Source organism: Pseudomonas flexibilis, assembly GCF_000806415.1.
Lineage (GTDB): Bacteria > Pseudomonadota > Gammaproteobacteria > Pseudomonadales > Pseudomonadaceae > Serpens > Serpens flexibilis.
The window spans coordinates 349,894-373,182 of the sequence record NZ_JTAK01000004.1 but is presented as its reverse complement, the minus strand read 5'-3'; the positions used below and the strand labels follow the sequence as shown (position 1 = coordinate 373,182).

Sequence of the window (23,289 nt, the reverse complement as noted above, 5' to 3'; positions counted from 1 at the left end):
CTGGCGGCAAAGGCTGAATGAAAATGCCCGTATCGTGAGATACGGGCATTTTTGTTTGCCCCCGTAGGTAACCGTGGGGCTCAGGGCTTGGCCAATCGCTCGGCCTGTGCGGGGTCGTCGATGAACCGATTGCGGGTGCCTTGCAGCATGGCGATGCGGTCATTGCGGATGCGTTCTGTCTGGTCGGCCGGATCTTCCCGGTGCCAGCGCTGCAGCACATCCAGCGCCAGCGGCAGAGGCAGATCGTACTCGGCATGCATGTGGAAGAGTGCGCGCGCCACATTGCCCTTGGCCGAGGCGGGCGGTTCGAGCAGCTTGAAGCCTGTGCGCAACCCGCATTCGCCGGGCGGTCCATCGCTGGTGACCTCGCCGAAGCGGTCATTGCGCCGCTGCTCCTCCAGCCGCGCCTCGTTCGGGTAGAGGTTGTGCAGGTCGGCGACCATGTTCAGGTAGCGTGGCGTCTGTACTGCACACTGGTTGGTGGTGGTGCAGCGCAGCGCCTGGCGGATCTCGCGGACGCCGTAGATCGCGCTGATGGCCAGGCCCTCGTTGCGGGCGAACGTCTGGCCGCAGAACAGGGTTTCGCCGCCACTGGCATAGAGCTCGGCCCAGAAGGCCTGCTCGGCCTCATCCTGGCCGTGATAGCGGGTCTGTATGGCCGCCACCTGGCCGTAGGCAGGCAAGCCTGTGGCGATTACCAGCAGGGACAGAACGAGGTTGCGCATGTGTCGACCCTTTGATCCTCTTGGCGGGGATCTGTTGTTGTTATGGGGTGTCTCGATTCTGCGCCCCTGTAACGCCGCTGCCCATTGGTAAAGACGGACGCTGCCGTAGGAAAAGGCTTACAAAGTCTGCCGGCATTTGGCGCTGTCGTCCTCGGCTGCGCCTGCGTAGTCTTGCCACCAACGGAAAGCGCGCAGGAAGCGCCAAGAACAAAAAAGGAATTTCCGGACCCCCAGGATGGCGGGTCGAACATGGATGTAAGGATTCAATCTGCAAGCCCCGCGATGCGGGGTTTTCTTTTTTGTGCCATCTGCAGACTCGCCCAGCGCTTTGCGCACTGTGCGTCCCTCTCCCGAAGCGTAGAAATTGCCGGTGGCTTCTGCGATAGTTAGCCGCCTAAGCGCATCCGCTGACCCTGTCGCGAGCTCAAAAAGCCCCAGCGACGCCCCAACGCCTTGTGCGTTACCTTCCCAAGCGTCTACCCGGCGCGCCCAGACGACCTATCCGGTTGTCATCGGATCTGCCATGCCTCTGTAGGCAATGGCTGTTCGCATTCCAACAAAGATCACGATCCCAAGGACGCTCCCATGAAGCTCAGCCGTTGTTTTACGGCGCTGGCCGCTGCCGCCGCGCTGACCGCCGCCTTTAGTGCGCACGCTCGCGAATACTCCGTTTCCACCGTATTGTCCGATGCCTTCCCCTGGGGCCAGGCGGCCAGCAAGTGGGCCGAACTGGTCAAGGAACGCTCCGAAGGCCGCATCACCCTGCGCGTGTATGACAACGCCCAACTGGTCGCCGGCGACCAGACCAAGGAATTTTCCGCCATGCGCTCCGGCCTGATCGACATGGCTGTAGGCTCGACCATCAACTGGTCGCCCCAGGTGCCGGAGCTGAACCTGTTCTCGCTGCCGTTCCTGGTGGCCGACACCGCCGATACCGACGCCATCACCCAGGGTGCGGCAGGCGAGACCGTGTTCAAGGCCATCGAGAAGCGCGGCGTGGTGCCGCTGGCCTGGGGCGAGAACGGTTTCCGTGAACTCTCCAACTCCAAGAAGCCGATCCGCAGCCCGGAGGACCTCAAGGGCATGAAGATCCGTGTGGTCGGCTCGCCGCTGTTCCAGGACACCTTCAGCATCCTGGGCGCCAACCCGACGCAGATGAGCTGGGCCGACGCCAAGCCGGCGCTCACCACCGGCGCCGTGGACGGTCAGGAGAACCCGCTGTCGGTGTTTGACGTGGCGCGCATCGACCAGGTTGACCAGAAGTACCTGACCCTGTGGGGCTACATGGCCGATCCGCTGATCTTTGCGGTCAGCCCGAGTGTCTGGAAGAGCTTCTCCGCCGAGGACCAGGCACTGCTCAAGCAAGCCGCCATCGATGCCGGCAAGTGGGAGATCGAGAAGTCCCGTGCCGAGGAAGCTCAGCGTCTGGCCGCCATCCGTGAGCGCGGCGTACAGGTGATCGAGCTGAGCGCCACCGAGCGTCAGGCGTTCGTCGAAGCCACCGCGCCCCTGTATGCCAAGTGGGAGAAGCGCATCGGCGCCGACCTGCTCAAGGCCGCCCGCGACGCCGTCGCCGGTAACTGAGTAGCGAAGGCGCCCGCCTTCGGTTGTACGTGCCGGCACCCCAGGTGCCGGCCCTTGAGGTTCTAGCTATGAGTCATCGACCGGATGCCAGGCCCGAACGCTGGCTGGCCACCCTCGCCCTGATGGTGATCAGCCTGATCAGCCTGGCCAACGTGGTGGTGCGCTACGTCACCGACGCCTCGTTCGCCTTCACCGAGGAAATCTCCATCTTCATGCTGGTGGTGCTGACCTTCGCCGGCGCCGCCGTGGCCATGCGCCGCAACGGCCACATCCGCATCGCGCTGCTCGAGCGCAAGTTCCCACGTCTGCGTGTGCCGTTGATCCTGCTCCAGTGGCTGTGCGGCATGCTCGTGCTCGGCCTGGTGGTCTGGTACGGCGGCGTGTTCGCCTGGCAGGAATACCAGTGGGAATCCGAATCGCCAGGCCTGGGGCTGCCCAACTGGTGGTACGTGGTCTGGCTGCCGTTGCTGGCGCTGGCCGTGGCCTGGCGCCTGACCCAGATGACCCTGGACCGCCTGCGCGGGAGGCTGAAGGATGAGCCCTGATCTCTGGATGCTGCTGAGCTTCATCGCCTTCCTGGCCTTCGGCGTGCCGGTGGCCTTCGCCCTCGGCCTGGCCGGCGCGGTGGGCATTCTCACCGGGCTGTCGCCGGACATGCTGGCCACCCTGGGCACCAACACCTACAACGGCATCGCCAAATACCCGCTGATCGCCATTCCGCTGTTCATCCTCACTGGGCTGATCTTCGAGAAATCCGGCGTGGCGCTGCGACTGGTGCAGTTCGCTCAGGCGCTGATCGGTCAGCGGCATGGCGGCCTGGCCGCGGTGGCGGTGCTGGTCTGCCTTATCATGGGCGGCATGAGCGGCTCGGGCCCGGCGGATGCCGCGGCGGTGGCCATGGTGATGCTGCCGAGCATGACCAAGGCGGGCTACCCCAAGCCGTTCTCGGCGACGCTGATCGCCGCGTCGGCATCGACGGCGATCCTGATTCCGCCGTCAATTGCCCTGATCCTGTACTCGATCATCGTGCCGGGCGTCGACCTGCGCGCGCTGTTCGCCGCCGGCCTGTTCCCCGGCATCCTCGCCGGCCTGGTGCTGCTGCTGCCCGCCTGGTGGCTGGCACGCCGCAACGGCTGGGAACCGCCGACCGGCGAGCCCCGCCCGCCGCTGTGGCCGGCCTTCCGGCAGGCGCTGCCGGCGCTGTTCGCCCCGGTGCTGATCCTTGGCGGGCTGCGCAGTGGTCTGTTCACCCCCACCGAAGCGGCGGTGGTGGCTGTGGCCTATGGCATCGTGGTCGGCCTGTGGGTGACCCGCGAGCTGCAGTGGAAGCACTTGTGGGAACTGATCGGCGAGGCGGCGGTGATTTCCGCCGTGGTCATGCTGATCATCGCCCTGGCCGGCATATTCGCCTGGTCCGGCACGCTGCTCGGCACCTTCCGCCATCTGGCCGAGTGGCTGATCTCGCTGTCCGACAACGGCACCGTGCTGTTGCTGCTGGTGATGATCGCCGTACTGCTGGCCGGCATGCTGCTGGACGCCATCTCGATCTACATGATCCTGATGCCGGTGCTGATCCCGGTGATGCAGCATTTCGGCTGGAACCCGGTGTGGTTCGGCATCCTGCTGGCGATGAACATCGCCATCGGCCAGTTCACCCCACCGGTGGCGGTCAACCTGCTGGTCACCACCGAGGCGGCGAAGATCCGCCTGGAACAGACCGTCGGCTGGGCAATGCTGTTCGTGGCCACCATGGGCCTGGCGCTGCTGATGGTCGCGGTGTTCCCGGAAATCGCCCTGTGGTTGCCGCGCGTGCTGGGTTACGAGCTGGGCTGATGCGGGCTGCGGCGGGGCCGCCGCCGCTTCTGTGGGAGCGGACTTGTCCGCGAGTTTTTCGTGCCGATTGCGGCCAACTGCTCGCGAATAAACTCGCCCCCACAGGGTCTCCCGCCAGGACGTTGCGCAGCCCCCTCAGGCCTTGCGTGCGCCCCAGCCGTCGCTACGCGGTTCGGCCGCCTGGAGGCTGAAGCCGTAACGGCGGCAGGCGGGGCTGTAGAGGCGCAGGTAATGGCCGAACACCCGCCACAGGTAGATGGAGCCGAACTGCCGATAGCCGAGGCGGAAGCAGGACTTCAGCGAATCGACGTTGGTCGATTCCACATAGGAAACCAGTCCCTTGGCGCCCTGCTCCAGGTAGTGCTGCAGCGCTCGGTTCATGCCAATGGCGTGCAGGCGCTGGCCGCGGTACTCGTGGCGGGTCAGCCCCTTGTACATGTACACGTAGCCCGCATCGAAGCCGAGCAGCAGCTCAGGTGGATCGATGCGCGTGGGCTGGCGGGAGTACCAGCCGTAGGCCGCCAGGCGCTCACCGTCGAGGATGGCATAGCAGCGGTCGCCCTTGGCCAGGGCCTCGTTAAGGAAACTGGCGTCCAGGGCATTCTCCGGGTCGCGGGCCAGCTGCCAGAGACGGGATTCGTCGAGAAAGCCGGGCGTCAGGTGCGGCGGGCAGTCGAGGAAGGCGGGGTCCACCTTCACCAGCAACACGCCACGCAGGATCTTGAACAGGCTGAAGCGGTCGAGCAGGCGCACCAGCATGAGATGAGCCGTCTGGCTCGGCCCCAGTTTTTCCAGCTTGCGGCGAAAACGGCCGATCAGGTGGCGGGGGGATGAACGTTCCATGTGCAGCCTCGCTAGCGGGGGAGGTTTGTGAAGTTGACTTCACAAAGGCCGTTCCGTTCCGAAGGAAACCGGAACGGTGGTTTACCCCGGAAACGCTAGCCCGGTTGCGGCGGAAAACAACATTCCTCGACGAATGTATAGGCGCAGGACGCTTTGCCTACCGTGGCCGGTAGGCGCAGTAGCCGGGTCGCGGGCCGATCTGCGGATGGTTGCGACAGGTGTCCGGGCGCTTGTCATACACCGTGCAGCGGCGGGTCTTGCGGTCCAGGTACAGGCAGTCGCCATTGGACATCTGCTGCAGGGTGAACAGCTCGCGCTTCTGGTTGAAGTGCTGGATCACGCCGTCCTTCATCAGGCGCTTGGCCAACTGTCGCGGCGGCTCGCCGGCGTCGAACTCGTCCAGCACGCCGAGGCGCACCAGATCCGCGATGCGCACCTCGGCTGGCATTGTGCAGCACACGGCCTGGCAGCTGTCGCACAGGCCCTTGTGGTACTTGGCCCAGGTTTCCAGGCGGTCGAGTTCGGCGGCGGCAATCAGGGTGGGTTTCATGGGGATGTACAGCGAGAGGCCCGCAGCGGGGCGGAGAGGGCGCGGATTTTAAAGGGCGCCGGCGGGCGCGGAACAGTATTTTTTGTCGGGGCGGCGCTGACAGCAGAGCCGTGGGGCGGTCAGCGCTTTTCCGGCCGCCGGCTGTTGGATTCTGGCGGCCTAGGCTGCGCCTTGGCCGTCCTACGGAGAACTCACTCAAAACGAAACAGCCCCGCAGGGCGGGGCTGTTTTGTTACAGCGGCAAGGCTCAGTTGACCTTGGCGTTCAGCTCGCCCTTGGCATAGCGCTGGAACATGCCTTCCAGGGAGATCGGCTTGATCTTCGAGGCGTGGCCGGCGGTGCCGAAGGCTTCGTAGCGGGCGATGCAGATGTCGCGCATGGCGTCGATGGTCTTGGCGAAGAACTTGCGCGGGTCGAACTCGCTCGGGTTCTGGGCCATGAAGCGGCGCATGGCGCCGGTGGAGGCCAGGCGCAGGTCGGTGTCGATGTTCACCTTGCGCACGCCGTGCTTGATGCCCTCGACGATTTCCTCGACCGGCACGCCGTAGGTTTCCTTGATATCACCGCCGAACTCGTTGATGACCTTCAGCCACTCCTGCGGCACGCTGCTTGATCCGTGCATAACCAGGTGGGTGTTGGGGATGCGCTTGTGGATTTCTTTGATGCGCTCGATGGCCAGGATGTCCCCGGTCGGCGGCTTGGTGAACTTGTAGGCGCCGTGGCTTGTGCCGATGGCGATGGCCAGGGCATCCACCTGGGTTTCGCGCACGAACTGGGCGGCTTCTTCCGGGTCGGTCAGCATCTGGCTGTGGTCCAGCACGCCTTCGGCGCCGATGCCATCTTCTTCACCGGCGGTGCCGGTTTCCAGGCTGCCCAGGCAGCCCAGCTCGCCTTCCACGGACACGCCGCAGGCGTGGGCGAAGGCGACGGTCTGCTTAGTGACGCGCACGTTGTAGTCGTAGTCGGCCGGGGTCTTGCCGTCTTCCTTCAGCGAGCCGTCCATCATCACCGAGGAAAAGCCCAGCTGGATGGAGCGCTGGCAGACGTCCGGGCTGGTGCCGTGGTCCTGGTGCATGCACACCGGGATGTGCGGGAATTCTTCGATCGCGGCGAGGATCAGGTGGCGCAGGAAGGGCGCGCCGGCGTACTTGCGGGCACCGGCCGAGGCCTGGACGATCACCGGGGAGTCGGTCTTGTCGGCCGCTTCCATGATGGCGCGCATCTGTTCGAGGTTGTTGACGTTGAATGCCGGCACGCCGTAGCCGAATTCGGCGGCGTGGTCCAGCAGCTGACGCATGCTGATAAGGGCCATCGGTATAGCTCCAGTGGAGAAAGGTCATTCGGGGCGTAGGGTGGACAACGCGTGTAGCGCTTGTCCACCTGCCGTGTCGCTGTCGTGGTGGACAAGGCTGCGCCGTTGTCCACCCTACGGTCGTTATTTCGCGCGCTGTTCCAGCACTTCCACGGCCGGCAGCACCTTGCCTTCCACGAATTCCAGGAAGGCGCCGCCACCGGTGGAGATGTAGCCGATCTGCTCGGCCACGCCGTACTTGTCGATGGCCGCCAGGGTGTCGCCGCCGCCGGCGATGGAGAACGCCGGGCTCTGGGCGATGGCCTGGGCCAGCACCTGGGTGCCGTTGCCGAACTGATCGAACTCGAACACGCCGACCGGGCCGTTCCACAGGATGGTCTGCGAGGCCTTGAGCATCTCGGCGAACAGGCGCGCGGTCTGCGGGCCGATGTCGAGGATCATGTCGTCGTCGGCCACGTCGGCGACCGCCTTGACGGTGGCTTCGGCGCTTTCCGCAAATTCCTTGGCGACCACCACATCGACCGGCAGCGGTACGGAGACCTTGGCAGCGATGGCCTTGGCGGTGTCGACCAGGTCGGCCTCGTACAGCGACTTGCCGACCTTGTAGCCGGCCGCGGCCAGGAAGGTGTTGGCGATGCCGCCGCCGACGATCAGCGAGTCGCAGATCTGGCTCAGCGAGTTCAGCACGTCCAGCTTGGTGGACACCTTGGAACCGGCGACGATGGCCACCATCGGACGGGCCGGCTTGTCCAGCGCCTTGCCCAGGGCCTCCAGCTCGGCGGCCAGCAGCGGGCCGGCGCAGGCGACCTTGGCGAACTTGGCCACGCCGTGGGTCGAGCCCTCGGCGCGGTGTGCAGTGCCGAAGGCGTCCATCACGAACACGTCGCACAGCGCGGCGTACTTCTGCGCCAGCTCATCGGCGTTCTTCTTCTCGCCCTTGTTGAAGCGCACGTTCTCGAACAGCACGATCTGGCCGGGCTGCACATCCACGCCATCCAGGTAGTCCTTGACCAGCGGCACCTCGCGACCGAGCGCCTTGCTCAGGTAGGCGGCTACCGGCGCCAGGCTGTTCTCGGCGCTGAACTCGCCCTCGGTGGGGCGGCCCAGGTGCGAGCAGACCATCACGGCCGCGCCTTTTTCCAGGGCCAGCTTGATGGTCGGCAGGGACGCCACGATGCGAGCGTCGCTGGTGACCACACCGTCCTTCACGGGGACGTTGAGGTCCTCGCGGATCAGCACGCGCTTCCCGGCGAGATCGAGGTCGGTCATCTTCAAAACGGTCATGGATATCAGTCCTTGCTGGGCTGTTGGCTGTGAACGACGCGCAGGTAATGTTCCGCCACGTCGAGCATCCGGTTGGCGAAGCCCCACTCGTTGTCGAACCAGGCCAGCAGGTTGACCAGGCGCGGGCCGGACACACGGGTCTGGCTGCCATCGACGATGGCCGAGTGGGGATCGTGGTTGAAATCGCAGCTGGCATGCGGCAGTTCAGTGTAGGCCAGCAGGTTCTTCAGCGGCCCCGCTGTGGCGGCGTCGCGCAGAATGCCGTTGACCTCGGCGGCGCTGGTGTCGCGGCGGGTCTGCAGGGTGATGTCCAGGCAAGAGACGTTCACCGTCGGCACGCGAATGGCCTTGGCCTGCACCCGCCCGGCCAGTTCCGGCAGCAGGCGCTCGATGCCGCGCGCCAGGCCGGTGGACACCGGGATCATCGACTGGAACGCCGAGCGGGTGCGGCGCAGATCGGTGTGGTGGTAGGCGTCGATCACCGGCTGGTCGTTCATCGCCGAGTGCAGGGTGGTGATCGACACCTGCTCCAGGCCGATGGCCTCGTGCAGCAGCTTGAGCAGCGGCACCCCGCAGTTGGTGGTGCAGGAGGCGTTGGACAGCAGGCGCTCATCGCCGCGGAGCGCCTGGTGGTTGATGCCGTAGACCAGGGTGGCGTCGATATCCGCCTCGCTGTTCATCGGCTGGGAGAACAGCACGCGCGGCGCGCCGGCGGCGAGGAAACGCTGGCCGTCGGTGCGGGTGTGATAGACGCCGGAGCATTCCAGCACCAGGTCGATGCCGTGGGCCGCCCAGTCGATGGCTTCCGGGGTGCTCTCGCGCCACACTGGCAGGCGCCGGCCATCGATCAGCAGGGCGTCGCCATCCAGGCCCACCTCGCCGGGAAAGCGGCCGTGGGTGGAATCGAAGCGGGTCAGGTATTCGATGCTGGCCAGGTCGGCCGGATCGTTGATCAGCACCACCTGCAGTCCCGCCTGGGCACCGCGCTCGTGCAGCGCGCGCAGCACGCAGCGACCGATACGGCCGTAACCGTTGAGCGCGATGTTGTAGGGGCGGTTGGGCATGGTGTTCGGGGCCTGATGGTGGAAAACCGCTGCGCGGGCTTCCACCCTACATGGGATTAGCCGTCCGCGGGGTGGATGGCCGTGGCCATCCGCCCCGCGCGACATCAGTCTTCCAGCAGCTCTTCGGCGGTGGCGACGATGTTGTCGACGGTGAAGCCGAATTCCTCGAGCAGCTGGGCGGCCGGAGCCGATTCGCCGTAGGTGGTCATGCCGATGATGCGTCCTTCCAGGCCGACGTACTTGTACCAGAAGTCCGCGTGGGCGGCCTCGATGGCGATGCGCGCACCGACTTCCACCGGCAGCACGCGCTGCTTGTAGGCGGCGTCCTGGGCGTCGAACACGCTGGTGCAGGGCATGGACACCACGCGCACCTTGCGGCCCTGGACGGTCAGCTTGTCGGCCGCCTGCATGGCCAGGCCGACTTCCGAACCGGTGGCGATCAGGATCAGTTCCGGCTCGCCGGCGCAGTCTTTGAGGATGTAGCCGCCGCGGGCGATGGCCGCCTCGGTTTCCGCGTCGCGCAGCTGGTGCGGCAGGTTCTGGCGGCTGAAGATCAGCGCGCTCGGACCGTCCTGGCGCTCGATGGCGTACTTCCAGGCCACGGCGGACTCCACCGCGTCGGCCGGGCGCCAGGTGTCCAGGTTCGGGGTGCTGCGCAGGCTGGTCAGCTGCTCGACCGGCTGGTGGGTCGGACCGTCCTCGCCCAGGCCGATGGAGTCATGGGTGAACACGTACAGCACGCGCTGCTTCATCAGGGCGGACATGCGCACCGCGTTGCGGGCGTACTCCATGAACATCAGGAAGGTGGCGCCGTAGGGGATGAAGCCGCCGTGCAGGGCCACGCCGTTCATGATCGCGGCCATGCCGAACTCGCGCACGCCGTAGTGCACGTAGTTGCCGGACAGGTCGGTGTGGGTCAGCGACTGGCAGCCCTTCCACAGGGTCAGGTTGGAGCCGGCCAGGTCGGCGGAGCCGCCGAGCAGTTCCGGCAGCAGCGGGCCGTAGGCGTTCAGGGCGTTCTGGCTGGCCTTGCGGCTGGCGATGGTTTCGCCCTTGGCGGCCACGTCGCGGATGTAGGCCGAGGCCTTGGCGGCGAAGTCGGCGGGCAGCTTGCCGGCCATGCGGCGCTTGAGCTCGGCGGCCAGTTCCGGGTACTCGGCGGCGTAGGCGGCGAAACGTTGGTTCCAGTCGTTTTCGCGGCTGGCGCCGGTGGCCTTGGCGTCCCATTCGGCATAGATGTCGGCAGGGATTTCGAACGGCCCGTGATTCCAGCCCAGCGCGGCGCGGGTCAGGGCGATTTCGTCGTTGCCCAGCGGGGCGCCGTGGCACTCTTCCTTGCCCTGCTTGTTGGGCGAGCCGAAGCCGATGGTGGTCTTGCAGCAGATCAGGGTCGGCTGTTCGGCGTTCTTGCGCGCGGTCTCGATGGCTTGCTTGATCTCGTCGGCGTCATGACCGTCGACGTTGCGGATCACCTGCCAGCCGTAGGCTTCGAAACGCTTCGGAGTGTCGTCGGTGAACCAGCCTTCCACTTCGCCGTCGATGGAAATGCCGTTGTCGTCGTAGAAGGCGATCAGCTTGCCCAGCCCCAGGGTGCCGGCCAGCGAGCAGACTTCATGGCTGATGCCTTCCATCATGCATCCGTCGCCGAGGAACACGTAGGTGTGGTGGTCGACGATGCTGTGGCCCGGGCGGTTGAACTGCGCGGCCAGCACCTTCTCGGCCAGCGCGAAGCCGACACCGTTGGCGATGCCCTGGCCCAGCGGGCCGGTGGTGGTTTCAACGCCGGCGGTGTAGCCGAACTCCGGGTGGCCCGGGGTCTTGCTGTGCAGCTGGCGGAAGTTCTTCAGGTCGTCGATGGACAGGTCGTAGCCGGTCAGGTGCAGCAGCGAGTAGATCAGCATCGAGCCATGGCCGTTGGACAGCACGAAGCGGTCGCGATCGGCCCACAGCGGGTTACTCGGGTTGTGCTTGAGGTAGTCGCGCCACAGGACTTCGGCGATGTCCGCCATGCCCATCGGGGCACCCGGGTGGCCGCTGTTGGCTTTCTGCACGGCATCCATGCTGAGGGCACGAATGGCATTGGCTCGCTCACGACGGCTGGGCATCGCTAATCTCCTGCGGGGGCTGAAACGAAGGGGCATGAAAAAGGCGGGCATTTTCGCCCAGCGCAGCCTTCGGAGCAACGAGAGAAGACAGCTGGAGCCGGAAGCGTGGCGCGGTCAGCGCTGTTCTGGCCGCCGATGGTCCCGGTGTTGACGCAGTGGTGGCCAAGGAAAACGGTGTCCATCCTGCGTCGGGGTGGGCACTTGCGTAGGACGGTCGGCGCTTTTCCGGCCGTCGATGGCGCGGCACGGGCGCAAGGGTGGACACGAAAACGTATCCACCCTACGGCGGGGGCCTAGCGCCCCGAGCAGTGACCGCCGGAGGCGGCTTGGCCGCTGCCGAAGGCGAATGGCGGCGGCTCCACGCGCACGGTGGCGGTGGCGACGGTGTCGAGGATCACCAGACCCACGGCCACCAGCCAGAACAGCAGGGTGCAGGTCAGAAAGGCTTGCTTGCTCATGTCAGGTCGCTCCGCTTACTGGGCCAGGCGCTTGCGCAGGCGCACGCCGTAGATCGAGCCGATGAAGGCCAGGGCGAACCATACCCAGCCGTGCAGGCTGGCTGAGGCGATGCCGCCCAGGTAGGCACCGACGTTGCAACCGAAGGCCATGCGCGAGCTGTAGCCCAGCACCAGGCCGGCGATGGAGGCGATGATCAGGCGCCGGGCCGACGGCGAGCTGATGCTCGGCGTGCCGTTCCAGCGCGAGGCCGCCAGCGCGCCATAGATCAGACCGATGTTGGTCACCGAGGTCACGTCCGCCAGCAGCGGCTCGGCCAGGCGCAGCGCATGCGGATCGACACCCCAGAAGGCATCACCGACCGGGCTCCAGCCGATGGCGCTGGCGATCTTCGCGCCCCACAGGCCGATGCCGTAGACGATGCCCCACGGCTGGCCGGCGACCAGCAGGTGCAGCACGTACAGGCCGGCGAGCAGCAGGGCGCCCAGCCACCAGCGGCGCGCCCAGACCGCGGGCGGCGTGGGGGTACTGACCGAAGCCGCGCCGACCGACCAGGTCACGTTCAGGGTGCCGGAGACGGGCGCGGCCGTGCGCTTGGACATCAGACCGGCCACCAGCGCGACGGCGGCACAACCAGCCACAGTGACCAGCACCGCCGTCGGCACGCCGAACTTCAGCAGATCCACCGCCGGCAGGCCGCCGAGGGCGATCCACGCGGGCTGGTGCGAGGCGCCCAGGAAGCTGCCAAGCATGAAGGTCGGCAGCACCGCGAAGGACAGCGGCGCACCGGCGCCGGCCTTGTACAGGGTGCCGGAGCCGCAGCCATCGGTGATCTGCATGGCCAGCCCGAACAGGAAGGCGCCGAGGACCAGGCTGATGGTCAGCGGCGACACCGCGCCGACCAGCTCGCCGCCGCTGCCGGCGATCAGCGGCAGGGTCAGCGCGGCGGCGAGGCCGAGCAGCAGCATCTGCGCCCACAGGCCCTGGGGGTTGCGCGACTCGATGAAATCGCGCCAGCCGGTGGTGAAGCCGAAGCGCGCGCCCTGCAGCACGGCACCGAAGCCGATGCCCAGCAGCACCAGCAGGCCCTGGCGCACCCCAGCGGCGTAGGCAACGGCCAGCGCGCCGGTCAGGCCGCCGAGAACGAATAACAAACGGGAGAGAGACAGCATGGGAAAGGGCTTCCGCAATTACTTGTTGAGGGCGTTGGACAGGTCCTGCAGCAGCGCGCCGAAGCGCGACGGCTGGTTCTCCATCGGCAGCTCGCTGCGGCTCCACTCCACCATGGACGCCGGGTACATGCGCGCCGCCTTGTTGCCGGCGATCTCGGAGATGACGAACCAGTTGGTGGCGGCCCAGTGGCCGGTGTTGCAGAAGGAGACGGTGTCGCCCTGGTCGGCGCCGGTCTGTTGCACCAGCGCTAGCAGCTCGGCGCGGGGCTTCAGGCGAAAGCCGTCGGCGGCGAAGAATTGCGCGTTGTCGAAGGAGTCGGCGCCCGGCAGGGTGCCATAGCGGGCGGCGGTGGCCGGCTTCACCTCACCCTTGAAGAACGGAGCGGGACGGGCATCCAGCAGGCGCGCCGTATCACCGTTGCCTAAGGTCTGCGCCAACTGCTCGCGGGTGACGATCTGGCGCTCGTCGTAGACGTAGGTGAAGTCACTGGGCTCGACCTGCTGCGCCTCGGTGGCCAGCTCGCCGCCGGCTTCCTTCCAGGCGCGAAGGCCGCCGTCGACCACGGACAGACGAGTCAGGCCGCCGACCTTGAGCGTCCAGTACACCCGGGCGGCGGCGCCGAAGTCGGTGTGGTTGCTGCCGCCGTGAATCACGATCACATGCTGGTTGGCGCGGATGCCGGCGCGTTGCACCACCTGGGTCAGGTGCTCGGCGGTGGGCAGCTTGCCGGGATTGTCGGCCGGGCCGCGGTACTGGCCGTAGGGCGTGTTCACCGCGCCGGGAATGTGGCCTGCGGCGAAATCCTGCGGTGCGCGGATGTCCAGAAGACGCACCTCTGGCCGGCTCAGCACTGCGCGAAGATCGTTGACGTCGAGCAGCGGCGCAGGGGCGGTGCGAGGTGCGACGAGGCGGCTGGCCTGCGCAGTGGGTTCGGCCAGGGCGGGCCCGGTTAGGAGCAGGCAGATGCCGGCAAAGGCAAGCGAAGAAAGACGTCGGGTCGGCATTATGATTCCGCGGGTCGAAGGCTGTCCGCCTGGCGGCGGCAACGAGGGGCTTTTCAAAGGCGCGCAGGATACGGCAAAGCCGCTGATGACGCGAAAGAGCTAACTGCGCTTTGCTTATAACCAAACCTTCATAGGCGCCGCAGCCGTTCGTACTCAGACCGCAGGGCATCCAGCGGAAAATTCGCCAGTTGGCGGCGCTGCAGGGCCTGCTCCAGATGCCGGAAATTGCGGCGGATGTGCCAGGCGGATAGCGGCAACGGCTTGAGGTGCAGGTCGAGCAGGTCGATGAGTCCGAATCCCCCACTCTCCAGCAGCAGAATGTTGCCTGGGTGCAGCGAGCGGAAATAGATATGCCGCGCATGCAGCTGGAGTATGAAGCGGGCTAACGCCGGTATCAGTGCGGCCAGGCGCTCGGGATGCTCGGCAAGCAGCTCTTCCAGCGATTGGCCGGCCAGCGGTTCATAGCGGCAACCGCTAAGCCCGTGTGGGCGATCCAGCCAGAACGCTTCCCTGACGTGCGGTGCCGGAAAGCCGAGTCGCAACAGGCATTCGGCGTTGCGAGTGAACCGCCCGGCTGCGGGAAACAGGCGAGCCAATGCTATGTGACGGCGCGGCCTGAGAATTTTCAGTAACAGCCCATCCCTGCAGCGGACCACCTTTGGGCCGCGGCCATCGGCAACAAGCACCTCGCCCGTCGCGATCCAGCTCGCCAGTTGTTCCGTGGGGAGGGTGTCCATGGTGGTGAGTTCCCAAGGCGCCTGGAAGTCAAGTAAAGGCCACCCCTGCGCTCGAGTCGTGCCTCCCGTCGCCCCCGAGGAAGCAGGCGTACCTGAGGCAATATCAATTAATTTTGATATTGGTCATTGCCCGGCAAAATGTGACCGACTAGACTGCCGCCCTCATGAACCTGCCGCTTTGCGCGTCCGCGACGCCTGCCAGTGACACCCTCGCCGCCCTGTGCAAGGCCGGTGGTGATGCCCTGCGGCTGAACATCCTGCGCGCGCTGGCCAACGATTCGTTCGGCGTGCTGGAGCTGGCGCAGATCTTCGCCGTCGGTCAGTCGGGCATGAGCCACCACCTCAAGGTGCTGGCGCAGGCTGGTCTGGTGGCTACCCGTCGTGAAGGCAACGCCATCTTCTACCGCCGCGCGCTGGCGCCGGCGGGCGAACTGGGCGGCGCGCTGCAGAGCGCGCTGCTGGAGGAAGTGGACCGCCTCGAACTGCCTCTGGACGCACAGGCGCGCATCGCCCAGGTGCATGCCCGGCGCGCCGAGGCCAGCCGCGACTTCTTCGCGCGCATGGCCGGCAGCTTCCAGGCGCGCCAGGACCTGATCGCCAGCATCGGCCAGTACCGCGACAGCCTGCTGGCGCTGATCGACGCGCTGGGTTTTGCCGGCGATGCGAGTGCCATCGAAGTCGGCCCCGGCGACGGCGCCTTCCTGCCGGAACTGGCGCGGCGCTTCGCCCGGGTCACCGCGCTGGAAAACAGCCCGGAAATGCTCGAGCTGGCCCGCGAGCGTTGCCTGCGGGACGGCTTGGCTAATGTGGAGCTGCGCCTGGCCGATGCCCTGGCATCGCCCCTGGTACAGGCCGACTGCGTGGTGATGAACATGGTGCTACACCACTTTGCCGCACCGGCCGAGGCGCTGCGAGCGCTGGCCGGCCTGGTGAAGCCGGGCGGCAGTTTGCTGATCACCGAGTTGTGCAGCCACGACCAGAGCTGGGCCCGCGACGCCTGCGGGGATGTCTGGCTGGGGTTCGAACAGGAAGACCTGGCCCGTTGGGCCACCGCCGCCGGCCTGGCCTGCGGCGAAAGCGTGTACATAGGCTTGAAAAACGGCTTTCAGATTCAGCTGCGGCATTTCGCCCGGACGGATGCACGAAGCCCCTCACAGGAATGAACCGATGAGCGAATACTCGATTTTCACCTCCGAATCCGTCTCCGAAGGGCACCCGGACAAGATCGCCGACCAGATCTCCGATGCCGTGCTGGACGCCATCATCGCCCAGGACAAGCATGCCCGCGTGGCCTGCGAAACCCTGGTGAAGACCGGTGTGGCCATCGTCGCAGGCGAAGTGACCACCAGCGCCTGGGTCGACCTGGAGCAGATCGTCCGCGACGTGATCTGCGACATCGGCTACACCAGCTCCGAAGTCGGCTTCGACGGCGCTACCTGCGGCGTGATCAACATCATCGGCAAGCAGTCCGTGGACATCGCCCAGGGCGTCGACCGCGCCAAGCCGGAAGACCAGGGTGCCGGCGACCAGGGCCTGATGTTCGGCTATGCCAGCAACGACACCGACGTGCTGATGCCCGCGCCCATCGTGTTCAGCCACCGTCTGGTCGAGCGCCAGGCCGAAGCGCGCAAGTCCGGCCTGCTGCCGTGGCTGCGCCCGGACGCCAAGAGCCAGGTCACCTGCCGCTATGAGAACGGCAAGGTGGTCGGTATCGACGCCGTGGTGCTGTCCACCCAGCACAACCCGGAGATCAGCCAGGCCGACCTGAAGGAAGCGGTCATGGAGCTGATCGTCAAGCACACCCTGCCGGCCGAGCTGCTGCACAAGGACACCCAGTACCACATCAACCCGACCGGCAAGTTCGTCATCGGCGGCCCGGTGGGCGACTGCGGCCTGACCGGCCGCAAGATCATCGTCGACTCCTACGGCGGCATGGCCCGCCACGGCGGCGGCGCCTTCTCCGGCAAGGACCCGTCCAAGGTCGACCGCAGCGCCGCCTACGCCGGCCGCTACGTGGCCAAGAACATCGTCGCCGCGGGCCTGGCCGAGCGCTGCGAGATCCAGGTGTCCTACGCCATCGGCGTGGCCCAGCCCACCTCCATCTCGCTGAACACCTTCGGCACCAACAAGGTGCCGGAAGCCACCATCGTCAACCTGGTGCGCGAAGTGTTCGACCTGCGCCCGTACGCCATCACCCGCATGCTCGACCTGCTGCACCCGATGTACCAGGCCACCGCGGCCTACGGCCACTTCGGCCGCACCCCGCAACAGAAGACCGTCGGCAACGACACCTTCACCACCTTCAGCTGGGAACAGACCGACAAGGTCGAAGCCCTGCGCGCGGCGGCGGGGCTGTAAGGCGTACTGCCTCACGGCTGTTAGTTCGCGATAAAGAAAACCCCGCGCGGCGCAGGCCGGGCGGGGTTTTTTGCTGGGCGACGTGAGGCCGGACAGCGGTGATGGCTGGCCGGTGGCTCAGGCTGTGGGGAGCTGAAACGCGCGAGGGGTCGCACGAGACATTGGTTGAGTTCCGCAGGGATTAGTTCTGCTGCGCGTTTCTGTTTTTCGCGGTCTTCGGGGGTAGGCAGTGAGTAGGAAAGGGTTCTGGCGAATCGACCTGGGCAGGTTGATTCTGCTGACGGCGTTGGCCAGCACGGTGGTGATGCTGGTGAACAGCTTCTATGCCAGCTATCGGGTGCAGGAGCAGATGCTGATCGACGCCTCCCTGGAGGCCAACAAGGTCTATGCCAGGAAGCTGGCGGACAGCACTGAGCGGCATCTGGCCGATGCCCTGCGGCAGCTGGCCTACGGGGCGGGCGAGCTGGCCGGGCAGATGGGGAGCGTGGAAAAGATCGGCGAGGTGGCCAGGCGCCTGCGACTGCAGACGAACAGTTTCAACTCGGTCGTGGTCGTCGATCAGGACGGCAGGGTGCTGGGCGTTTCGCCGGAAACGCTGCAGTTGCTGGGCGTGCAGCTGGAGTCCGAGGGCGCGGTGGCGGCGCTCGAGGCGCGGCGGCCCATGGTGTCCGAGGCGTACGTTTCGGCGGCCGACAATCTGCTGATTTCCCTTTCCCATCCGATCCACGACGTGTCGGGAGAATACCGGGGCTATGTCAGCGGGACGATCTACCTGAAGAAGGGCAGCATCCTGCACGACCTGCTGGGCGAGCATTTCTACCGGGACGGCTCCTACCTGTACGTGGTGGGCAAGGAACGCCGCCTGCTGTACCACCCGGAGGCGAAGCGGATCGGGACGCAGGTCGGTGCGAACGCGCTGCTGGACGAGCTGCTGGAGCGGGGCGACGGCGCGCGGCGGACGGTGAACTCCAAGGGCGTGGACATGCTGGCCGGCTATGCGATCGTGCCCAGCACCGGCTGGGGCATCGTTTCCCAGCGGCCGACGCAGGCCACGCTGGAGCCGCTCGACGAGCTGGTCAAGAGCGTGGCGTTGAAGACGGTGCCGCTGGCCCTGGTGACCATCCTGATGATCTTCTGGCTCGCCAGGGTCATCTCCCGACCGCTCTGGAAGCTGGCCGACAATGCGCGCGAGATCGGCGCGTCGGACACGGCCAAGCGGATCGAAGGCGTGCGCTCGTGGTACTTCGAGGCCCAGGAACTGAAGCGGGCCATGCTGGTGGGCGTGAACCTGCTGCAGGAACACCTGGGCCGGCTGACCCACGACGTGCATACCGATTCGCTCACCGGGCTGAGCAACCGGCGTGGGCTGGAGCGGATGGTCGATCGCTGGGAGGCGGAGAAAAGGCCGTTCTCGGTTCTGGCGTTGGATATCGACCATTTCAAGCGGGTCAACGACACCTATGGCCACGATGCGGGCGATGAGGTCCTGAGGCGCCTGGCGGAGCTGATGCGCCTGTGCTGCCGCAGCGAGGACCTGCTGTGCCGCAGCGGCGGCGAGGAGTTTCTGATCCTGCTGCCGGGCTCCAGCCAGGCGGCGGTGCGGATCGCCGAGCGGTTGCGGCAACTGGTCGAGCAGACAGCGATCGAGCCGGTGGGCCACATCACCCTCTCGATCGGCGTCGCGCACTGGCCCCATGGCGGCGACAGCATCGCCCGCGTGTTCAAGCTGGCCGACGAGCAGCTGTACGCTGCCAAGGGCGGCGGGCGCAACCGGGTGGCGGTCGCTCAGTGCCGGGCGGAATCGAACCGGGCGCCGTCAACCGGCACGGCGTAACCAATCTGTGCGCGGGATCGGAGTTTTCAGCCCATTGCGCCAGGGGGCATAACCAGCGAAAGAGGAGAGGACGCATGCAGACCATCCACGATCCCGCCGAGCTGGAGCGGCGCAAGCAAGGCGCGGCCCTGCTGCTGTTCGGCGGCGAAGGCTGCGGTGTTTGCCGCGCGCTGAAGCCGCAGCTTGAAGCGATGCTGGCGAACGAGTTTCCTGCGCTCGAGGGTTGCTACCTGGACTGTCAGGGGCAGGCCTCGGCGCTTTGTGCGCAGGAGGGGGTGTTCTCGTTGCCTGTCGTGCAGGTCTGGTTCGATGGGCGCAAGTTCGCCGAGTTCGGACGCGTATTCTCTCTGGGGCAGGTGCGCGAGGCTATCGCGCGGCCCTACCGGATGGCGTTTGGTTCTGAGTGAAGAGATTCAGCTTGCGCAGCAACCAGAACGAAAACTAGCGTCCCTGCCAGCGCCGGGGACTGCGGCTCCCATGTAGCTGGCTACGAATCGCGGCCAGCACTTCATCGGCGGGTTTTCCGGCATTGCCATCGGTTGCATAGGCAGCCAGTCGAGCGTCCAGTTCGGCCCGCTGTTCATCGGTGAGCTGTAGCGCGCGCTGGTCTGCAGCGATGCTGTCCCACAAGTCCTCGACCAGGCGTATGCGTTGCTCGATAGGCAAGTCATGGAGCGGTGTACTCATGATGGTCTCCCAGTTGATTCGTACCTTAACCCTGCTCGGACTCGCTGGACATCACCCTGCGTCGGCCGTACGCGGCAGGCCCGCTCACAGTGGTCACATCCCAACAGCCCGTGCCGCCAACAGCTGCCGCGCCAGCGGCAGCACCTGGTCGCGGGTCAGGGGCGCCAGCGGCAGCTGTTCGGCGTCGTGCAGGTCAACCCAGCGCGCCTCGGCGATTTCGGCGCGGGCGGTGATGGTCTGGTCGAGGGGCAGGGCGAACAGTTCGGCGACCACCTCCAGGCCGGGCTCGTTGGCCGCCGGGGCGCTGAAGTTGCCCAGGTAGGTGGCCTGCGCCGCATCGATCCGCAGGCCGAGCTCTTCGTGCAGTTCGCGGCACAGGGTGTCGACCGGGCGCTCATCCGCCTCCAGCTTGCCACCGGCCTGCATGAAGGCCGTGGTGCCGGCCTTGCGCACCAGCAACAGCTGGTGCCGGGCGTTGTAGATCAGGGCGGCGGCGATGGAGAGGTGGGGTGCTTGCATGGCGTTTCCTTGAGCGGGGGCTGGCGGTGTGGTCGGTGCTTCGTATACTGTTTGCATATACAGTATTCGTGGAGAGCCCATCGTGCAACTCATCGACAAGCTGAGCATCCTCGCCGATGCCGCCAAGTACGATGTGTCCTGCGCCAGTAGCGGCGCGCCCCGGCGCGGTTCGAAGGGGCAGTCGGGCATCGGTTCCGCCGGCCCGGGCATCTGCCACAGCTTCACGCCGGATGGCCGCTGCGTGTCGCTGTTGAAGATCCTGCTTACCAACTTCTGCCTGTACGACTGCCAGTACTGCGTCAACCGCCGCTCCAGCGACGTGCCGCGCGCCCGTTTCAGCCCCGAGGAAGTGGTGGCGTTGACCCTGGACCTGTATCGGCGCAACTGCGTCAGCGGGCTGTTTCTCAGCTCGGGGATCATCCGCTCGGCGGACTACACCATGGAGCAACTCGTAGAGGTGGCGCGCCTGCTGCGCGAGGTGCACGAATTCCGTGGCTACATCCACCTAAAGACCATTCCCGACGCCGATCCGGCGCTGATCGAGCAGGCCGGCCAGTACGCCGACCGCTTGAGCGTGAACATCGAACTGCCCGGCGACGCCAGCCTGGTGCGCCTGGCGCCGGAAAAGACCGTCGCGGGCATCCAGCGCGCCATGGGCACTATCCGCTATCGCCAGCAGGCGGTGGAAGGCGAGGCGCGGGCACCCGCGTTCGCGCCGGCCGGGCAGAGCACGCAGATGATCGTCGGCGCCGACGACAGCGACGACCACCGCATCCTGCACACCTCGCAATCGCTGTACCGGCGCTTTCGCCTCAAGCGCGTCTACTACTCGGCCTTCAGCCCGATTCCCCACAGCCCGGCCACGGTGCCGCAGGCGGCGCCGCCGCTGCTGCGCGAGCACCGGCTGTACCAGGCGGACTTCCTGATGCGTGGCTACGGCTTTCGCGCCGAGGAGCTGCTCGGCAAGCCGGGCAACCTGGCGCTGGACATCGACCCCAAGCTGGCCTGGGCGCTGGAGCATCGCGAGCAGTTCCCGGTCGATCTCAACCGCGCCGAGCCGAGCCTGATCGCCCGTGTGCCGGGCATCGGCGTGCTCAGCGCGCAGCGTATCGAGCAGCTGCGCCGCCAGCGCAAGATCCGCTACGAGGACCTGCGCCGGCTGCGCTGCGCGCTGGACAAGGCCGGCCCGTTCATCGTCACCGCCGACTACCGCCCGCGGCAGGACAGCAGCGAGTCCCTGCGCCTGCGCCAGCAACTGGCCGAGCGGCCGGCACAGCAGATGGCGCTCTGGTGATGCGCTGCGTACGGGTTGATGGCGGCTTCGCCGACTGGCGCGACAAGGCGCGCACGCTGCTGCACGAGGGCGTGCCGCCAGCGTTGGTCAGCTGGCGCGACGAGTTGATGCCGGCCGACCTGTTCGCCGAGGAGGCGCTGGCCCGCTACGCGCCCGGGTCGCAGGTCACCGTGCCGCGCCAGGTGCTGGAACTGCTCGAACGGGCCGCGCGCTTTCGGGTGGCGGAGCGCTGGGCGTTGCTCTATCGCATCCTCTGGCGCGTGGCGCAGGGCGATGCGGCCGCCGCGCTGCCGGGCGACCCGGACGGCAGCGAGCTGCACCTGCGCATCAAGGCGGTGGGCCGGGAGATTCATCAGCTGCATGCGCTGCTGCGTTTCGTGCCGCTGGGCGGCGCGGGGCTGCCCGACTACGTGGCCTGGTTCGAGCCGGAGCACGAGGTGCTGGACGTCGCCTGCGGGCATTTCGCCGAACGCATGGGGCGGCACAGCTGGTTGATCGCCACGTCGCGCGACGGCGTGTGGTACGACGGCGAGCGCTTCGACTACCGCGCCGAGGCGCCGGACGAATGGCAAACGCTGGCGCGCACGCCCGACCCCGAGGGGCAGGCACTGTGGCTGGCCTACTACCGCAGCACCTTCAACCCCACACGGGTGAATCCGCAGGCGCTGCGCCAGCACCTGCCGCAGCGCCTGTGGCAGCAGGTGCCGGAGGGGCGGCTGATTCCCGCGCTATTGGTGCAGGCGCGCATGGGTGCGCAGCGCGCTGGGCAGGCGCCTGAGGTGAGCGTGCGACCCGGCAAGCGCATCCGCCTGCGACAGCAGGACTGAGAAAAGGCGTGCGCACGGTGGGCGCTGGGGGGACAACACAGGCTAAAATGCTGCACTTTAACTCTCGCCCTCCCGGAGCCCCTTCATGTCCAGCATCACCCTGAGTCGCTACCTGATCGAGCAGACTCGCAACTTCAACACCCCGGCCGACCTGCGTTTCCTGATCGAAGTGGTGGCACGCGCTTGCCGGCAGATCAGCCACGAGGTGTCGCTGGGCGCGCTGGGCGGGGTGCTGGGCAGCATGGGCACCGAGAACGTGCAGGGCGAAGTGCAGAAGAAGCTGGACGTGCTGTCCAACGACATCCTCCTGGAAGCCAACGAGTGGGGCGGCCACCTGGCCGGCATGGCCTCCGAGGAAATGGAGCAGGCCTACCAGATTCCCGGCAAGTACCCGAAGGGCGCCTACCTGCTGGTGTTCGACCCGCTGGACGGCTCCTCGAACATCGACGTGAACGTCTCGGTGGGTACCATCTTCTCGGTGCTGCGCTGCCCGAACGGCCACAACGGCAAGGGTGATCTGTCCGAGGAGGCCTTCCTGCAGAAGGGCACCGAGCAGGTGTGCGCCGGCTACGCCATCTACGGCCCGCAGACCATGCTGGTGCTGACCCTGGGCAACGGCGTGAAGGGCTTTACCCTCGACCCGCACATGGGCAACTGGGTGCTGACCCACGACAACATCCGCGTGCCGGAACAGACCGCCGAGTTCGCCATCAACATGTCCAACCAGCGCCACTGGGAAGCCCCGGTCAAGCGCTACGTCAGCGAACTGCTGGCCGGCAAGGAAGGCCCGCTGGGCAAGAACTACAACATGCGCTGGATCGCCTCGATGGTGGCCGACGTGCACCGCATCCTCACCCGTGGCGGCATCTTCATGTACCCGCGCGACGCCCGCGAGCCGGAAAAGCCCGGCAAGCTGCGCCTGATGTACGAAGCCAACCCGATGTCGATGATCATCGAGCAGGCCGGCGGTGCCGCCACCAACGGTACCCAGCGCATCCTCGACATCCAGCCCGACTCCCTGCACCAGCGCGTGGCGGTGTTCCTCGGCTCGAAGGAAGAGGTCGAGCGCATCACCGCCTACCACAACCAGGCCTGACGCC

Annotated in this window: 23 protein-coding genes; 10 read left to right on the top strand and 13 right to left on the bottom strand. The window is 66.6% G+C overall.

Going from position 1 to position 23,289, the window contains the following annotated elements:
* Positions 1 to 80: 80 nt before the first annotated feature.
* Complete coding sequence (locus tag PT85_RS10910) at positions 81 to 725, bottom strand: endonuclease (RefSeq protein ID WP_037009234.1); 645 nt, start codon at positions 723 to 725, stop codon at positions 81 to 83.
* Between the two features lie 585 nt (positions 726 to 1,310).
* On the opposite strand from PT85_RS10910, the gene PT85_RS10905 reads away from it, so the two are divergent.
* From PT85_RS10905 to PT85_RS10895, 3 genes are all read left to right on the top strand, one after another.
* Positions 1,311 to 2,309, top strand: coding sequence for a DctP family TRAP transporter solute-binding subunit (locus PT85_RS10905; protein ID WP_027591023.1), 999 nt, complete (start codon positions 1,311 to 1,313; stop codon positions 2,307 to 2,309).
* Between the two features lie 68 nt (positions 2,310 to 2,377).
* Positions 2,378 to 2,854 carry a TRAP transporter small permease gene (locus PT85_RS10900; protein WP_039606646.1) on the top strand — a complete coding sequence of 159 codons (477 nt, stop codon included), beginning with the start codon at positions 2,378 to 2,380 and terminating at the stop codon, positions 2,852 to 2,854.
* Positions 2,844 to 4,142, top strand: a complete 1,299-nt coding sequence (locus PT85_RS10895; protein ID WP_039606645.1) for a TRAP transporter large permease — start codon at positions 2,844 to 2,846, stop codon at positions 4,140 to 4,142. Before PT85_RS10900 ends, PT85_RS10895 begins: the two co-directional genes overlap by 11 nt.
* A 135-nt stretch (positions 4,143 to 4,277) precedes the next feature.
* On the opposite strand, the gene PT85_RS10890 is transcribed toward PT85_RS10895, so the two are convergent.
* From PT85_RS10890 to PT85_RS10850, 10 genes are all read right to left on the bottom strand, one after another.
* Positions 4,278 to 4,985 (bottom strand): hypothetical protein, encoded by a 708-nt coding sequence (locus tag PT85_RS10890; protein WP_039606644.1) that lies wholly within the window; start codon positions 4,983 to 4,985, stop codon positions 4,278 to 4,280.
* Positions 4,986 to 5,142: 157 nt separating this feature from the next.
* Positions 5,143 to 5,535, bottom strand: a complete 393-nt coding sequence (locus PT85_RS10885) for a YkgJ family cysteine cluster protein (RefSeq protein ID WP_039561040.1) — start codon at positions 5,533 to 5,535, stop codon at positions 5,143 to 5,145.
* A 247-nt stretch (positions 5,536 to 5,782) separates the two neighbouring features.
* Positions 5,783 to 6,847 (bottom strand): class II fructose-bisphosphate aldolase, encoded by a 1,065-nt coding sequence (gene fba, locus PT85_RS10880; protein ID WP_039606643.1) that lies wholly within the window; start codon positions 6,845 to 6,847, stop codon positions 5,783 to 5,785.
* A gap of 123 nt (positions 6,848 to 6,970) precedes the next feature.
* Positions 6,971 to 8,131 (bottom strand): phosphoglycerate kinase, encoded by a 1,161-nt coding sequence (locus PT85_RS10875; protein WP_039606642.1) that lies wholly within the window; start codon positions 8,129 to 8,131, stop codon positions 6,971 to 6,973.
* Between the two features lie 5 nt (positions 8,132 to 8,136).
* Positions 8,137 to 9,195 (bottom strand): erythrose-4-phosphate dehydrogenase, encoded by a 1,059-nt coding sequence (gene epd / locus PT85_RS10870; protein WP_027591839.1) that lies wholly within the window; start codon positions 9,193 to 9,195, stop codon positions 8,137 to 8,139.
* A gap of 104 nt (positions 9,196 to 9,299) precedes the next feature.
* Complete coding sequence (gene tkt, locus PT85_RS10865; RefSeq protein WP_039606641.1) at positions 9,300 to 11,300, bottom strand: transketolase; 2,001 nt, start codon at positions 11,298 to 11,300, stop codon at positions 9,300 to 9,302.
* 293 nt (positions 11,301 to 11,593) lie between these two features.
* Positions 11,594 to 11,758 carry a hypothetical protein gene (locus PT85_RS18185; protein ID WP_169745301.1) on the bottom strand — a complete coding sequence of 55 codons (165 nt, stop codon included), beginning with the start codon at positions 11,756 to 11,758 and terminating at the stop codon, positions 11,594 to 11,596.
* A 15-nt stretch (positions 11,759 to 11,773) separates the two neighbouring features.
* Positions 11,774 to 12,928 (bottom strand): YeeE/YedE thiosulfate transporter family protein, encoded by a 1,155-nt coding sequence (locus tag PT85_RS10860; protein WP_027589992.1) that lies wholly within the window; start codon positions 12,926 to 12,928, stop codon positions 11,774 to 11,776.
* A gap of 18 nt (positions 12,929 to 12,946) precedes the next feature.
* Positions 12,947 to 13,933 (bottom strand): sulfurtransferase, encoded by a 987-nt coding sequence (locus tag PT85_RS10855; RefSeq protein WP_039606640.1) that lies wholly within the window; start codon positions 13,931 to 13,933, stop codon positions 12,947 to 12,949.
* 128 nt (positions 13,934 to 14,061) lie between these two features.
* Entirely contained in the window at positions 14,062 to 14,670 is a 609-nt protein-coding gene (locus PT85_RS10850) for a lipopolysaccharide kinase InaA family protein (RefSeq protein ID WP_027589994.1), read from the bottom strand.
* A 164-nt stretch (positions 14,671 to 14,834) separates the two neighbouring features.
* Between PT85_RS10850 and PT85_RS10845 the strand changes: the two genes are divergently transcribed.
* From PT85_RS10845 to PT85_RS10830, 4 genes are all read left to right on the top strand, one after another.
* Positions 14,835 to 15,833, top strand: a complete 999-nt coding sequence (locus PT85_RS10845) for an ArsR/SmtB family transcription factor (protein WP_027589995.1) — start codon at positions 14,835 to 14,837, stop codon at positions 15,831 to 15,833.
* Between the two features lie 4 nt (positions 15,834 to 15,837).
* Positions 15,838 to 17,028 carry a methionine adenosyltransferase gene (gene metK, locus PT85_RS10840; RefSeq protein ID WP_027589996.1) on the top strand — a complete coding sequence of 397 codons (1,191 nt, stop codon included), beginning with the start codon at positions 15,838 to 15,840 and terminating at the stop codon, positions 17,026 to 17,028.
* 304 nt (positions 17,029 to 17,332) lie between these two features.
* Complete coding sequence (locus PT85_RS10835) at positions 17,333 to 18,862, top strand: sensor domain-containing diguanylate cyclase (protein ID WP_082013063.1); 1,530 nt, start codon at positions 17,333 to 17,335, stop codon at positions 18,860 to 18,862.
* A gap of 74 nt (positions 18,863 to 18,936) precedes the next feature.
* The gene (locus tag PT85_RS10830) at positions 18,937 to 19,269 is read left to right on the top strand and encodes a thioredoxin family protein (protein ID WP_039606638.1); all 333 of its coding nucleotides are present in this window, start codon (positions 18,937 to 18,939) and stop codon (positions 19,267 to 19,269) included.
* Positions 19,270 to 19,303: 34 nt separating this feature from the next.
* Here the strand turns inward: PT85_RS10830 and PT85_RS10825 are convergent, their stop codons facing one another.
* Both PT85_RS10825 and PT85_RS10820 read right to left on the bottom strand, forming a co-directional pair.
* Positions 19,304 to 19,549 (bottom strand): addiction module protein, encoded by a 246-nt coding sequence (locus PT85_RS10825; RefSeq protein WP_039606637.1) that lies wholly within the window; start codon positions 19,547 to 19,549, stop codon positions 19,304 to 19,306.
* Positions 19,550 to 19,642: 93 nt separating this feature from the next.
* The gene (locus PT85_RS10820; protein ID WP_039606636.1) at positions 19,643 to 20,068 is read right to left on the bottom strand and encodes an NUDIX hydrolase; all 426 of its coding nucleotides are present in this window, start codon (positions 20,066 to 20,068) and stop codon (positions 19,643 to 19,645) included.
* An 82-nt stretch (positions 20,069 to 20,150) separates the two neighbouring features.
* Between PT85_RS10820 and PT85_RS10815 the strand changes: the two genes are divergently transcribed.
* From PT85_RS10815 to PT85_RS10805, 3 genes are all read left to right on the top strand, one after another.
* On the top strand, positions 20,151 to 21,362 hold the full coding sequence (locus tag PT85_RS10815; protein ID WP_039606635.1) for a putative DNA modification/repair radical SAM protein: 1,212 nt from the start codon (positions 20,151 to 20,153) through the stop codon (positions 21,360 to 21,362).
* On the top strand, positions 21,362 to 22,189 hold the full coding sequence (locus tag PT85_RS10810) for a TIGR03915 family putative DNA repair protein (RefSeq protein ID WP_039606634.1): 828 nt from the start codon (positions 21,362 to 21,364) through the stop codon (positions 22,187 to 22,189). The genes PT85_RS10815 and PT85_RS10810 overlap by 1 nt, the downstream gene beginning before the upstream one ends.
* Positions 22,190 to 22,274: 85 nt before the next feature.
* Entirely contained in the window at positions 22,275 to 23,285 is a 1,011-nt protein-coding gene (locus tag PT85_RS10805; protein ID WP_027590004.1) for a class 1 fructose-bisphosphatase, read from the top strand.
* The last annotated feature ends 4 nt before the right edge of the window (positions 23,286 to 23,289 follow it).

Excerpts from the sequence above, each read along its gene's own strand:
- PT85_RS10810 (WP_039606634.1), top strand. The coding sequence starts at position 21,362 with ATGCGCTGCGTACGGGTTGATGGCGGCTTCGCCGACTGGCGCGACAAG.
- PT85_RS10830 (WP_039606638.1), top strand. The coding sequence starts at position 18,937 with ATGCAGACCATCCACGATCCCGCCGAGCTGGAGCGGCGCAAGCAAGGC.
- PT85_RS10850 (WP_027589994.1), bottom strand. The coding sequence starts at position 14,670 with ATGGACACCCTCCCCACGGAACAACTGGCGAGCTGGATCGCGACGGGC.
- PT85_RS10900 (WP_039606646.1), top strand. The coding sequence starts at position 2,378 with ATGAGTCATCGACCGGATGCCAGGCCCGAACGCTGGCTGGCCACCCTC.
- fba (WP_039606643.1), bottom strand. The coding sequence starts at position 6,847 with ATGGCCCTTATCAGCATGCGTCAGCTGCTGGACCACGCCGCCGAATTC.
- PT85_RS10855 (WP_039606640.1), bottom strand. The coding sequence starts at position 13,933 with ATGCCGACCCGACGTCTTTCTTCGCTTGCCTTTGCCGGCATCTGCCTG.
- metK (WP_027589996.1), top strand. The coding sequence starts at position 15,838 with ATGAGCGAATACTCGATTTTCACCTCCGAATCCGTCTCCGAAGGGCAC.
- PT85_RS10805 (WP_027590004.1), top strand. The coding sequence starts at position 22,275 with ATGTCCAGCATCACCCTGAGTCGCTACCTGATCGAGCAGACTCGCAAC.
- PT85_RS10895 (WP_039606645.1), top strand. The coding sequence starts at position 2,844 with ATGAGCCCTGATCTCTGGATGCTGCTGAGCTTCATCGCCTTCCTGGCC.
- PT85_RS10885 (WP_039561040.1), bottom strand. The coding sequence starts at position 5,535 with ATGAAACCCACCCTGATTGCCGCCGCCGAACTCGACCGCCTGGAAACC.
- PT85_RS10820 (WP_039606636.1), bottom strand. The coding sequence starts at position 20,068 with ATGCAAGCACCCCACCTCTCCATCGCCGCCGCCCTGATCTACAACGCC.
- PT85_RS18185 (WP_169745301.1), bottom strand. The coding sequence starts at position 11,758 with ATGAGCAAGCAAGCCTTTCTGACCTGCACCCTGCTGTTCTGGCTGGTG.
- epd (WP_027591839.1), bottom strand. The coding sequence starts at position 9,195 with ATGCCCAACCGCCCCTACAACATCGCGCTCAACGGTTACGGCCGTATC.
- PT85_RS10835 (WP_082013063.1), top strand. The coding sequence starts at position 17,333 with ATGCTGGTGAACAGCTTCTATGCCAGCTATCGGGTGCAGGAGCAGATG.
- PT85_RS10845 (WP_027589995.1), top strand. The coding sequence starts at position 14,835 with ATGAACCTGCCGCTTTGCGCGTCCGCGACGCCTGCCAGTGACACCCTC.
- PT85_RS10825 (WP_039606637.1), bottom strand. The coding sequence starts at position 19,549 with ATGAGTACACCGCTCCATGACTTGCCTATCGAGCAACGCATACGCCTG.
- tkt (WP_039606641.1), bottom strand. The coding sequence starts at position 11,300 with ATGCCCAGCCGTCGTGAGCGAGCCAATGCCATTCGTGCCCTCAGCATG.
- PT85_RS10905 (WP_027591023.1), top strand. The coding sequence starts at position 1,311 with ATGAAGCTCAGCCGTTGTTTTACGGCGCTGGCCGCTGCCGCCGCGCTG.
- PT85_RS10890 (WP_039606644.1), bottom strand. The coding sequence starts at position 4,985 with ATGGAACGTTCATCCCCCCGCCACCTGATCGGCCGTTTTCGCCGCAAG.
- PT85_RS10860 (WP_027589992.1), bottom strand. The coding sequence starts at position 12,928 with ATGCTGTCTCTCTCCCGTTTGTTATTCGTTCTCGGCGGCCTGACCGGC.
- PT85_RS10875 (WP_039606642.1), bottom strand. The coding sequence starts at position 8,131 with ATGACCGTTTTGAAGATGACCGACCTCGATCTCGCCGGGAAGCGCGTG.
- PT85_RS10910 (WP_037009234.1), bottom strand. The coding sequence starts at position 725 with ATGCGCAACCTCGTTCTGTCCCTGCTGGTAATCGCCACAGGCTTGCCT.